Origin of the sequence: Bacillus sp. 41-22 (assembly GCF_025809295.1) — a bacterium.
Lineage (GTDB): Bacteria > Bacillota > Bacilli > Bacillales > Bacillaceae_G > Bacillus_A > Bacillus_A mycoides.
Genome location: NZ_CP084035.1, coordinates 3,832,368 through 3,844,925 on the forward strand (window position 1 = coordinate 3,832,368; position 12,558 = coordinate 3,844,925).

The following is a 12,558-nucleotide window of genomic DNA, read 5'->3' on the forward strand; positions in this document are numbered from 1 at the left end:
TCGCACAGCTCTTTTTCTTTATTTTAATGATCTAATTCAATGAGTAAATCTCCCGTTTGAATTGCATCCCCATCATTTACATATACTTTTTTCACTTTACCACTAAATGGCGCTTGAACCGTCGTTTCCATTTTCATAGCTTCTGTAATTGCCATGGAATCACCTTTTTTCACTTCATCGCCTTCTTTTACAACTACTTTAATAACAGTTCCCGGCATCGTTGCGCTAATATGATTTGGATTTTCACGATTCCCCTTCACACGCTGTGCAACAGTTGATTTCACGCTTTCATCTTTCACTACGATTTCACGCGGTTGTCCATTAAACTCCAGGTAAAGCACACGATTTCCATCTGGCTGTGGCTCCCCAATGGAAACTAGTTTAACCATCAATGTTTTACCTTGCTCGATTTCCACATCAATTTCTTCACCAAGTCTCATACCATAGAAGAATGTCGGTGTATCAAGCACAGATACATTTCCATAAATCCCAGCAACTTTTTCGTAGTCCATAAATACTTTTGGATACAATGCATATGCGACTACATCAAAAATTGTTACTTCGCGTCCAAGTTTGTGGAATAACTCTTCTTTTAAAGCATCAAAATCTACTGGTTCTAATAATTCACCCGGTCTTACTGTTAATGGCTCTTTCCCTTTTAAAATAATTTTTTTGTAATTCTTTCGGGAAACCACCATATGGTTGTCCTAAATCTCCAGAGAACATTTCAACAACAGATCCTGGGAAGTCCATAGCATGTCCACGTTCTAAAATATCTTGTTCTGTTAGGTGATTTTGAACCATAAATAATGCCATATCACCGACAACTTTAGATGATGGTGTTACTTTTACAATATCGCCAAACATATCATTAACACGGCGATACATCACTTTAACTTCATCAAAGCGATCTCCTAAACCAACCGCTTTTGCTTGTTGGTTGAAGATTACTATACTGTCCACCCGGCATTTCATGCATATATACCTCTGTGTGAGGAGCATTCATACCACTTTCAAATGGAGCATAGTATTTTCGTACATCTTCCCAATAATGAGATAGTTTTTCTAATGAGTCTATATTAACATCTGGTTGTCTTTCGTTTCCACCTAACGCATAGTATAATGTATTCGCACTCGGCTGTGACGTTTGACCAGCCATAGAACTCACCGCTACATCGACAATATCAACACCTGCTTCAATCGCCTTCGTATACGTTAAAATACCATTTCCGCTCGTATCGTGTGTATGCAGGTGAATTGGAATCGACACCGTCTCTTTTAGTGCTGAAACTAAATCATATGCTGCGTTTGGCTTTAGTAAGCCCGCCATATCTTTAATTCCTAAAATGTGAGCTCCTGATGCTTCCAACTCTTTTGCTAAATTTTTATAATAATTTAAATCATATTTACTGCGTAACGGATCATGAATGTCTCCTGTGTAACACATTGTTGCTTCTGCAATCTTACCAGTATCTCGTACAGCATCAATTGCAACTCTCATGCCTTCTACCCAGTTTAAGCTATCAAAAATACGGAACACATCAATTCCGGCTTGCGCGGAACATTCTACAAATTTTTGAATTAAATTATCTGGATAGTTTTTGTATCCAACTGCGTTTGAAGAACGAAGTAACATTTGGAATAAAACGTTTGGCATTTTTTCACGAAGATCTAGTAATCGTTCCCATGGATCTTCTTTCAAGAAACGATATGCAACATCAAACGTTGCACCGCCCCACATTTCTGCTGAGAATAAGTTTGGTAACATTCTCGCTGTCGGCTCTGCAATGTGATGTAAATCTTTTGTACGAACACGAGTTGCAAGTAATGACTGATGTGCATCACGGAATGTTGTATCAGTTAAAAGTACACGCTTTTGATCTTGTACCCACTTTACTAATCCATCCGCTCCACGCTCATCCAAAATTTGTTTCGTTCCATTTTGCATTGGCTCTGAGTGTATCACATTTGGTATACGAGCATCTGGGAAAATTGGTTTCTCTTTTTTCCCTACTCCCGGGAAGCCATTTACTGTTACTGTACCAATATAATTTAACATTTTTGTTCCGCGGTCTTTACGTTTCGGGAACAAGAATAGTTCAGGTGACGCGTCAATAAATGAAGTGTCATATTCTCCTGATAAGAAGTTTTTATGTTTTACTACATTCTCTAGGAATGGAATATTTGTTTTAATACCACGAATACGGAATTCTTTTAAGTTACGTTCCATTTTTGCAGCGGCTTGTTCAAAAGTAAGTGCCCAAGTAGTAACTTTTACAAGTAAAGAATCGTAGTACGGTGTAATAACTGCACCTTGGAAACTATTACCTGTATCAAGACGAACACCAAAACCACCACCTGATCGGTACGCCATAATCTTTCCTGTATCAGGCATAAAGTTATTAAGTGGGTCTTCTGTTGTTACACGAGATTGGATTGCAAATCCATGCACAACCACTTCCTCTTGCTTAGGAACACCTACCATTTTGCTATGTAATGCATGTCCATCAGCTATTAAAATTTGCGATTGAACGATATCCACTCCTGTAATCATCTCTGTAATCGTATGTTCAACTTGAACACGTGGGTTTACTTCAATGAAGTAAAACTCATCACCTTTTACAAGGAATTCTACCGTTCCAGCATTTAAATAATTTACATTTTTCGTTAACTTTACTGCAGCATCACAAATACGCTGACGCAAATCATCTGAAAGCGACACGCTCGGTGCAATTTCAACTACTTTTTGATGGCGTCGTTGTACAGAGCAATCACGCTCATACAAATGAACAACATTACCTTCTTCATCTGCTAAAATTTGTACTTCTATATGTTTAGGTTTTTCAACGAATTTTTCAACGTACACTTCATCATTACCAAAGGCTGCTTTTGCTTCTGATTTCGCGCGATTATACGATTCTCTTAATTCTTCACTAGCACGTACAATACGCATACCGCGACCGCCGCCACCAAGGGATGCTTTAATAATAATCGGGTAATCATACTTTTCAGCAAATTCTTCAACTTCTTCTATTGAATTTACTGGACCATCACTACCAGGAATAATTGGAATTTGTGCTAGCTGCGCTTGTGTTCTTGCTTTAACTTTATCTCCAAACATGTCTAAATGCTTACTTTTTGGACCGATAAAGATAATCCCTTCTTCTTCACAACGTTTTGCAAATTGAATATTTTCTGACAAGAAACCATATCCAGGGTGGATTGCATCTACATGATTACTTTTCGCAATCTCAATAATGCCTTCAATATCTAGATAAGCATCAATTGGCTTTTTCCCTTCCCCAACTAAATAGGACTCATCGGCTTTATAGCGATGATAAGAACCGCTATCCTCTTTAGAATAGATCGCAACTGTGTTTAATCCAAGTTCTGAACATGCTCGGAACACACGAATTGCTATCTCTCCACGGTTAGCTACCAATACTTTTTGAATACGTTGCAGCTTTGTCATGATTTTCCCCCTCTATTTTCCTACCACTCTAGAGATAAAATACATACACACTCTAAAGAGCGTGAAGTTCTTCACTTTCTACATTATATTATACTTAGAAAGCTTCACTTTATTTTTATCCATCATACCTTATTTTTCAACAAATGATAAGTTTTCTGATCAATTTGTTTCACAAAAATAGTATAGCATACCTCTTCCTTTTCTAACAACAATATTGTATATCACATTAACTTAAATGTAATATACTTTTCATTTTAAAACAATCAATATTGTATCACATTTAAAATCTAACAAAATAAAAAACACATTGAACTCTAGAGCTCAATGTGTTTTTTATTTTACAACAACAAGATGCGGTCCACCTTGTTCTATTTCGTTAGTCAATTTGTTTTGTTGTTTCTCTTGTCGTTTTACATAACTAGCAATATTTAACAGTATACCCATTGCAAGCAGATTAGCTAACAAAGAACTCCCACCATAACTAACAAATGGTAATGGCACCCCTGTAAGCGGTATTAACCCAGACATACCACCGACATTAACAAAAGTTTGAACTCCAAACAAACTTGCAATTCCAATTGCTATTAAACTTCCAAATGGATCTTTACACTTTTGTGCAATTCTAAATGCCCGAATAATAATAAGTAATAAACAAATTAAAATGACAGCTACACCTATAAAACCAAGCTCTTCAGATATAATTGCCATAATAAAATCTGTTTGCGGTTCCGGTAAGTATCCATATTTTTGCACACTGTTCCCTAATCCTCGACCATTTAGCCCTCCTGAAGCAATTCCAATAAAAGAATTTATTAATTGGAATCCATCATTCTGAGGATCATTAAATGGATCAAGAAAAACGGAAAAACGTGCCTTTTGATACTTGCTTAATGCATAATTCCCGAGAAAATATAGTGCCGGAATCCACACTATGGCAGTTAAAACGATTCGTTTTATCCATAAATTAATCCGTACCCCCGAGCAAAGAAACATAATTCCAACCGTTCCCGCAATTAATAAATCGGTACCTAAGTCATTTTGCTTTAAAATTAAAAACATTGCCAATCCAACAAAACCAAGCGTAAGTCCCGATCCTTTAAAAACAGGAGTATCTGTCTCTTGTCTTCTCGCAAAAAAACGAGCTAATATAATAATAATCGATATTTTAACAAATTCAGCGGGCTGTATACCTAATATCCACCCTTTTGCACCGTTTACTTCCTTACCGAAAAACAAGGCTGCTGCTAATAAACCAACACTACCTATTCCCATTGCTATTAAAACTATTCGCTTCCTCCAAAGTTTATAAGGAATAGCAATGATAATCGCTAACATTATCGCTCCAACAGCTAGAATTAATACTTGCCTATTAAAAAAGAAATCCGCTGGTTTCCCATGCTTCGAAATCGCAACAATGGAACTAGAACTATATACCATTATTACTCCCAGCACACATAAGATAACAAGAGGAAGTAATAAGGAATAATCCATCGATTTCCATACTTTTTTCATTTCATTTCCTCTTTCTGTTTCAATTTAATTATTGTTGTATTCCATATGTATATAGGTTCTTCCTTCTTTATTATACAAATAAAAAGCCCAAACTATTTCAGTTTGAGCCCCCTTATTTGAACCCGTTATTGTTGTTTGTTTGTAAATGCTTCATGAAGTGCAGACAACTCACGTTCGAGCTCTCCTAACATTGCTTTCCCTTGTTCTTCTGCAATAAGACCAAGGCGAACCGCAAAATCGACCTCGCGGGATAGTCCAAACATTTGTGTGTCTAAAACTTCTTCATATAATGGACATTGCGGCATTGTAAGATTGTCCATTTGTACCTTAATAAGTCTTAAAATCTTCTCTGCATCCGCTTGTAGAAGGGCTAGTGCCTTTTCCTGATGATTTGATACTGTCTCAGACGCCAAATTGATTCCCTCCGTTTCCGTCCTACTCTCTCATATCTATTAATATTAGCGATAGTTTTAATAAATTGCAATAGAAACATTTTTTGTGACAACAGTGTCTAATACTATTATACTGAAAAGTGGGAGTATAACACAAATGGGGGAACAACAATGAGCGAAATTTTATTTATTAATGGAAAAGTTCGTTTTCCAATCACTATCGATCCAACTGTATGGATTTTCGATGATCGAAAAATAGATTTGACAACCTACTTTGATGAAACTAGAGAAGAATCATCCGAATTAGAAACATACTTAAAACATACTTCAGAGCATTGGGATCGCGAAATCCGTGATGGTGCTGCCTTCCCGCCAATACAACAAAGTGTAAAGAAATATAAAAAAGAACAGCTTATTAACGGGACCTTTGGCATACCACTTCATCCATTTCTAAAAAATGCTGAAATTTTAGAAGATGCTACTCATGTCGAAATTGAAACCACAGACAATACAATTACACTTCCGTTAGAAACAGCTCATAAAGCTATTCTCGGTTTTTCAAAAGAAGGTAAACCATTACGAGAAGACGGGCCTGTTCATCTATATTTCCATGATGGATCTAATAGACAAAATCCGATTCGTAACATCCGTAAATTTACAATCATTTAAATTGTATAATTAAAAGGCAAAAAAGGAGTGAGCTTAAGCTCACTCCTTTTTATAATAAATCCGCTGCTAGTTGTGCTAAATTAGAACGCTCTCCTTTAACAAACTTTACATGACCACTAATACGTTGTTCTTTAAACTTCTCTACAACATATGTTAAACCGTTATTATATTCATCTAAATACGGGTGATCAATTTGCTGAGGATCCCCCATTAATACAATCTTACTTTTTTCGCCTACCCTTGTTAGTATCGTCTTTACTTCATGCTTCGTTAAATTTTGTGCCTCGTCAATTATAATGAACTGGTCTGGAATACTTCTCCCGCGTATATAGGTAAGCGCTTCTACTTCAATCGAACCCATTCCAGCTAAAATAGCATCTAGCTCCCCAGGCTTTTTCGTATTGAATAAATACTCTAGATTATCAAAAATCGGCTGCATCCACGGTCTTAATTTTTCCTCTTTCTCTCCTGGTAAATAGCCTATATCTTTCCCTACCGGTACAATTGGTCTCGCGACAAGTAGTTTTTTATATAACCCTAAATCTTCCGTTTGCATTAGTCCCGAAGCTAATGCAAGTAACGTTTTTCCTGTACCGGCTTTCCCTGTTAACGTTACAAGTGGAATATCTTCCCGAAGTAGCAATTCTAATCCCATAATTTGCTGCACGTTTCGTGGGCGTATCCCCCACACTTGTTCATTGTGAAAAATAAGTTTTTTTACCTTCTTACCTAAATGATCCACAATCCCAAGTGCAGAACTAGAACCCCCTAGTGCATCTTTCATTACAACAAACTGATTTGGATAAAAAGGATGATTTGCGATTTCAGATAAAGGTAGTTCACCTTTTTCATAAAAATAATCTAACTGTTCTTTTGATATATACCCTTCTAAAAATCCTGAATATATATTTTCCACTTCGATTACTCGGTCACTTAAATAATCTTCGGCCTGCAATCCGATTGCATCAGCTTTTACCCTTACGAGTACATCTTTACTTACTAAAATAACTGATTTCCCGTCCTCTTTTTCTTGTTCTTCTAAAGAGAGGTTTTTCGCTACCGCTAAAATTCGATTATCATTTGTTTTTTCTACAAAAATATCTTGCAGTTGAACAAATGAGCGATGATTTAATTCAATACGAAATGTACCGCCGTTTTCTAACGGAATACTTTCATGCAGCTTTCCTATTTCGCGAAATTTGTCGATTAACTTAGATACATAGCGAGCATTTCGTCCTACTTCATCCATATAACGTTTTTTCGAATCAACCTCTTCTAATACAACTGCTGGAATCACTACTTCATTTGTTGCAAATGAAAAAATAGATAAAGGATCCTGCAAAAGTACATTCGTATCTAACACATAAATTTTATCCAACCTGTTACCCCCTGACTCCACTTTTAAATTTGTAGAACAAGGGTTTCATCCATAAAATATGGACGAACCATTGTTATAATTATATGTACCGTAAAAACGAGGTAGAATCGAAATTCATAGAAATTAAACCTTTTCTTTATTTTTTATTCATTTCTATTCAATATATTACTTTTTATTATAATTTTTCACATTAAATCACAATACTCACTTGTAAAAGTTTATGAACGATGTTCCTATTCATCTTCTTTATAATTCTTTCATTCCTACTAATACTTGGTTATCAAGCTTTTTAGCTGCTCGAAGATCATATGTTTTTTCATATGTTGGTTCAGTAGCAAGTTTCGCACCATAAAACATAACATCACGAACTTCTTGTACATTCACTTCTACTACCGTTAATTTTAGAGGAATCCCTTCCATTCTATCTGTTAAAATTTCACTTTCACCACTTATGGAAAATACGGATTCATTCGCCATTATAGTCAATACAACCCCTGCACTATGCCGTATATTCCCCACAATACGTGAGCGTTGATCTACCGCAAATCGAATACTAGTTTCACTCACTGCATATACCCAAGAAATAGCACTTACGTTAGGAATTTGTTTTTCGAAATCTGTTGTTGCTATCATAACGATACACTCTTTACGCAAAGATTGTACTAAATCACCTGTCAATGTAGGCTCAACTACATTCGCCATATTTCCACCTCCAAATATTATTTATATATCCTTATCATAACCTATTTTTCGAATTGCGAAAATATTATTTTTTCCCGCTATTATTCAAAAACATTATGCTTCCATGATATACTTATACTGATAGAATTCGTATTGAGGTGACGAAATGAGAGTCAGATGTATGATTTGTGATAAAAAAGATATGTTAGATGACGAAAATCCTATGGCAAAAAAACTGCGTAATCGCCCTATTCATACATATATGTGCATGGAATGTACGGAACGAATTGCAGAGCGTACTATGGAACGCCATGCGAGTGGTAATTTCCGATTATATCGTGATAAAAAAGTAGAAGACGATTGGTAAACCGGAAATAAGTCCTTAATCATATAGATAAGGACTTATTTGTATTTTTCTGGTTCACGATTCATCTGATCCAAAAAACAATCAATGGCTTCTACCGGAAATCTTGCACACCTTATTTCTCCATCAATTTCATATGTAATCAAATACATTTCCTCGTTCTTTTCAACTTCTACATTTCGTAATTTATGCTCTTCATATATCATATTTTGAAATAATACATACGTTTCTTGTGCAGCTCTATCATCTGGACGTGCTTCCGCAACCGTTTTAATTGTTAACCAATTATATAATGCATCTTGTACTGAGCGCATGAAAGCCCCTCCTTTTTTCACCCTGTTTTTTGTTGTTTAGCTTGACGTAAACGCAGTCTATAAATTCCAAGTACAATTGCCGCTACAACGAGCCCCTCTCCAACGGGTAAAAAAACTGCAAAAAAAGTTAATACCGTGCATCCAATTGCTAAAGAAATATATATCACTATATTTTTTAGTACCGATAGCTTCCTTGCAAATCCTAAATTATATACAAGTGCACTTAATAAAATTATTGTTCCATAAAGTAACCACATCCCTAACTCTGGATTTTCATCAACTTTACAAAGTTTCGCGAAAAATGACATTCTTTCTAACACTATCTTTCACCCCTTCTCATGAAACAAATTCTCTTTATGTACTTAATACAAGAGTAACTCGCAAAAAAAATACTGTCTACAAAAAAAGAGTAAATATTCTAAAAAAATAAACATAAAACAAAAAAACAGCTACCTTTATAAAAGGTAGCTGTTCTATTATTTTATGCTTCAACAGATTTCTTTTTCTTAGCAGCTCTTTCGCGCTCACTCTTATCAAGAATCTTTTTACGTAGACGAATTGATTCTGGAGTTACTTCACAGAACTCGTCATCGTTTAAGTACTCTAATGACTCTTCTAAAGTCATTAAGCGTGGTTTTTTCATTGTTGAAGTTTGATCTTTCGTCGCAGAACGAATGTTAGTTTGTTGTTTCATTTTTACAACGTTAACTGTTAAATCATTCTCACGTGTATGTTCTCCAACGATCATACCAGCATATACTTCTGTACCTGGTTCAACGAAGATTACACCACGGTCTTCAACTTGCATAATACCGTATTGTGATGCTTTTCCTGCTTCAAGTGAAACTAGAACACCTTGACGACGTCCACCCACTTGTCCAGCATGTACTGGTTGGTAGCAATCAAATGTGTGGTTTAAAATACCATAACCACGAGTTAATGTTAGGAATTCTGTTGTGTAACCAATTAACCCACGTGCTGGAACCATGAAAGTAAGGCGAACTTGACCGTTTCCGTTATTCACCATATCTAACATTTCACCTTTACGTGCGCCCATTGATTCCATAATAGAACCAGTGTATTCTTCAGGAACATCGATTTGTACGCGCTCTACAGGCTCACTTCTTACGCCATCGACATCTTTAATAATTACTTCAGGCTTAGATACTTGTAGTTCATAACCTTCACGACGCATGTTTTCAATTAAGATTGATAAATGTAACTCTCCGCGTCCAGATACGATCCATGCATCAGGAGAATCTGTATTATCTACACGTAAACTTACATCTGTCTCTAATTGTGAACGAAGACGCTCTTCAATTTTACGAGAAGTAATGAATTTACCTTCACGACCTGCAAATGGGCTGTTATTTACAAGGAATGTCATTTGTAATGTTGGCTCATCAATACGTAATAATGGTAAAGCCTCTTCATGCTCAACCGGACATACCGTTTCACCTACGTTAATGTCTTCCATACCTGAAACAGCTACTAAATCTCCAGCTTTTGCTTCTTCAATTTCTTGACGTTTTAATCCAATGTAACCAAATAATTTAGTTACACGGAATTGTTTTACACTTCCGTCAACTTTCATTAATGCAACTTGTTGTCCTACTTTCATTGTACCGCGGAATACGCGTCCAACCCCAATACGACCAACATAGTCATTGTAATCAAGAAGTGCTACTTGGAATTGAAGTGGCTCTTCGCTGTTATCAATTGGTGCTGGAATATGTTCAATGATTGTGTCAAACAATGATTTCATATTCTCTTCTTGATTTGCTGGATTTGAATCTAAGCTTGCTGTTCCGTTCATTGCTGATGCAAATACAACTGGGAACTCTAATTGATCTTCGTTTGCACCAAGTTCGATGAATAAGTCAACTACTTCATCAACTACTTCATCAGGGCGAGCGAAGTCACGGTCAATTTTGTTTACAACAACGATTGGAGTTAAGTTTTGCTCAAGAGCTTTCTTTAAAACAAATCGTGTTTGTGGCATACAACCTTCATATGCATCAACTACAAGTAGAACACCATCAACCATTTTCATGATACGTTCTACTTCTCCACCGAAGTCAGCGTGACCAGGTGTATCTAAAATGTTAATTCTTTTATCTTCATAGTGAATCGCAGTATTCTTCGCTAAAATTGTAATACCACGTTCTCTTTCTAGATCATTTGAGTCCATTGCGCGTTCTTCAATATGTTCATTCGCACGGAACGTCCCCGCTTGACGTAATAACTGGTCAACAAGTGTTGTTTTACCATGGTCAACGTGGGCAATAATTGCTATATTTCGTAAATCTTGTCGTTTTTTCAACATGTCCAACTCCTAATGTCTTTTTAATCCTTCTCTATTATAAGAGCGAAGGGGATACAATGGCAATCAAAATAAAATCAAGAATGAAAATATAGTTGTATTCTTACTTTTGTGAAAGTAAAATAAGATTGGAGGGTGAAGAAATGGAACACATTCAATATCGCTTTTTATTAACAGCAATTATCGGTGTTATCTTCTTAATTGGTATCGGAATTATGATTGCTGAAAATAGTCCCATCGGCATTATTATTTGCATTATCGGCACATTTGTTACAGTTGGATACGGTTTTGTAACAAAAAGAAAAATGCGTAAATCGCAATAACATTAAAAAGTAAGAAGCTTCTTTATGCCTCTTACTTTTTTCATTATTGCGATACAAATGGTAATAATTCTTCGTATACTCCTGGTTTTGCAACTAACACACTGCTTTTCTCTACAATAGAAAGAGGCGTTCCCAAGAACGTTGTCACTTTACCGCCAACTTCCTCTACAATAATCTGTCCCCCGCCAAAGTCCCATGGCGATAAGCGCGGTGTTACATATGCGTCTAATCTTCCCGTGGCAACATATACCATTTCTAACGCTGCACAACCATATGACCTCGTACCTCTCGCCTTCTTAACGAGCATCATCATTTTTTCCATATTAAGCAATGGATTATCAGTAAGCCATATCGCATTCAAAGCTATAACTCCATGCTCTACCGTTCCTTTTTCCAACATGGGAATAGCTAAATCATTGCAAAAAGCCCCTTCTCCCTTTACCGCATGATATAGTTCGTCATGAACTGGATCATAAATAAGACCAATCTTTCCGATACCGTTCTCATAAATCCCGATTGAGATTGCGAAATTTCTTTTTTGATGAACAAAGTTCATCGTGCCATCAATTGGATCAATTAACCAAACAACCCCATTAGAAGAGGTAATCTCATCTCCATAGCCTTCTTCTCCTAAAATGTTATGAGCCGGGAATGTTTCTTTAATTTTCCCAATTAAAAACTGCTCCGTTTCTCGGTCCATATTTGTTACTAGATCAGCTGCATTTGACTTTGTTTCTATAATAAGTGTTTTTTTCAGTGACGCCATTAATTGTTCTCCGGCTTCTCGAATCCACTGTTTCGCGTGTGTATCGATGTCTTTCCATACTTCTTGCATGTTTAAACACTCCGATCTATACTGTTCACAGAAAAAACGAACCCTTTATAAGGTTCGCACCAACTAATTATTTATACATATACTATTATTACGCTTCTAAACGGATCATTTCAAGTCTTAACACTTCTAATTTTTGTACGCACTCTTCTTTTTTCTGTTTGTCGTTATCCATCATCGCATCATATAAAGTTGCTAATTCATAATCTAGCTCCAAACGTAGCACCGGAATTCTCTTTTCAGCATCTGTTCTCTTTAACGCATTAATCACCTGTCTCATTTTTTTGCCTCCTCCCAA

At 36.2% G+C, this 12,558-nt stretch carries 12 protein-coding genes and 1 pseudogene; 3 read left to right on the top strand and 10 right to left on the bottom strand.

Features of this window, described 5'->3' with window-relative positions; translation table 11 throughout:
* Positions 1-23 precede the first annotated feature (23 nt).
* From pyc to LCF45_RS19455, 3 genes and pseudogenes are all read right to left on the bottom strand, one after another.
* A pseudogene (pyc, locus tag LCF45_RS19445) lies at positions 24-3,472 on the bottom strand (pyruvate carboxylase).
* Positions 3,473-3,805: 333 nt separating this feature from the next.
* Positions 3,806-4,984 carry an FtsW/RodA/SpoVE family cell cycle protein gene (locus LCF45_RS19450; protein ID WP_002128874.1) on the bottom strand — a complete coding sequence of 393 codons (1,179 nt, stop codon included), beginning with the start codon at positions 4,982-4,984 and terminating at the stop codon, positions 3,806-3,808.
* Positions 4,985-5,109: 125 nt separating this feature from the next.
* The gene (locus tag LCF45_RS19455) at positions 5,110-5,397 is read right to left on the bottom strand and encodes an Fpa/YlaN family protein (protein WP_000135698.1); all 288 of its coding nucleotides are present in this window, start codon (positions 5,395-5,397) and stop codon (positions 5,110-5,112) included.
* Positions 5,398-5,547: 150 nt separating this feature from the next.
* On the opposite strand from LCF45_RS19455, the gene LCF45_RS19460 reads away from it, so the two are divergent.
* On the top strand, positions 5,548-6,045 hold the full coding sequence (locus LCF45_RS19460) for a molybdopterin-binding protein (protein WP_002014789.1): 498 nt from the start codon (positions 5,548-5,550) through the stop codon (positions 6,043-6,045).
* Between the two features lie 49 nt (positions 6,046-6,094).
* On the opposite strand, the gene LCF45_RS19465 is transcribed toward LCF45_RS19460, so the two are convergent.
* Together LCF45_RS19465 and LCF45_RS19470 are read right to left on the bottom strand one after the other, a co-directional pair.
* Entirely contained in the window at positions 6,095-7,423 is a 1,329-nt protein-coding gene (locus LCF45_RS19465) for a PhoH family protein (RefSeq protein WP_002088317.1), read from the bottom strand.
* 246 nt (positions 7,424-7,669) lie between these two features.
* On the bottom strand, positions 7,670-8,125 hold the full coding sequence (locus LCF45_RS19470) for a PNPOx family protein (protein WP_002014791.1): 456 nt from the start codon (positions 8,123-8,125) through the stop codon (positions 7,670-7,672).
* Positions 8,126-8,270: 145 nt separating this feature from the next.
* Here LCF45_RS19470 and LCF45_RS19475 point away from each other — a divergent pair, with 145 nt between their 5' ends.
* Positions 8,271-8,471, top strand: coding sequence for a YlaI family protein (locus LCF45_RS19475; RefSeq protein ID WP_002094429.1), 201 nt, complete (start codon positions 8,271-8,273; stop codon positions 8,469-8,471).
* A 35-nt stretch (positions 8,472-8,506) separates the two neighbouring features.
* Here LCF45_RS19475 and LCF45_RS19480 read toward each other — a convergent pair whose 3' ends face one another.
* From LCF45_RS19480 to typA, 3 genes are all read right to left on the bottom strand, one after another.
* Positions 8,507-8,782, bottom strand: coding sequence for a hypothetical protein (locus tag LCF45_RS19480; protein ID WP_002014793.1), 276 nt, complete (start codon positions 8,780-8,782; stop codon positions 8,507-8,509).
* Between the two features lie 17 nt (positions 8,783-8,799).
* A complete protein-coding gene (locus LCF45_RS19485; protein WP_002014795.1) occupies positions 8,800-9,102 on the bottom strand; it encodes a YlaH-like family protein in 303 nt (100 codons plus the stop codon).
* Positions 9,103-9,263: 161 nt separating this feature from the next.
* Positions 9,264-11,108, bottom strand: coding sequence for a translational GTPase TypA (gene typA, locus LCF45_RS19490; RefSeq protein ID WP_002014867.1), 1,845 nt, complete (start codon positions 11,106-11,108; stop codon positions 9,264-9,266).
* A 140-nt stretch (positions 11,109-11,248) separates the two neighbouring features.
* Here typA and LCF45_RS19495 point away from each other — a divergent pair, with 140 nt between their 5' ends.
* Entirely contained in the window at positions 11,249-11,428 is a 180-nt protein-coding gene (locus LCF45_RS19495) for a DUF5325 family protein (RefSeq protein WP_000400127.1), read from the top strand.
* Positions 11,429-11,471: 43 nt separating this feature from the next.
* Here the strand turns inward: LCF45_RS19495 and LCF45_RS19500 are convergent, their stop codons facing one another.
* Together LCF45_RS19500 and LCF45_RS19505 are read right to left on the bottom strand one after the other, a co-directional pair.
* A complete protein-coding gene (locus LCF45_RS19500; RefSeq protein ID WP_002033721.1) occupies positions 11,472-12,263 on the bottom strand; it encodes an inositol monophosphatase family protein in 792 nt (263 codons plus the stop codon).
* 88 nt (positions 12,264-12,351) lie between these two features.
* A complete protein-coding gene (locus LCF45_RS19505; protein WP_002121995.1) occupies positions 12,352-12,540 on the bottom strand; it encodes a hypothetical protein in 189 nt (62 codons plus the stop codon).
* Positions 12,541-12,558: the final 18 nt, after the last annotated feature.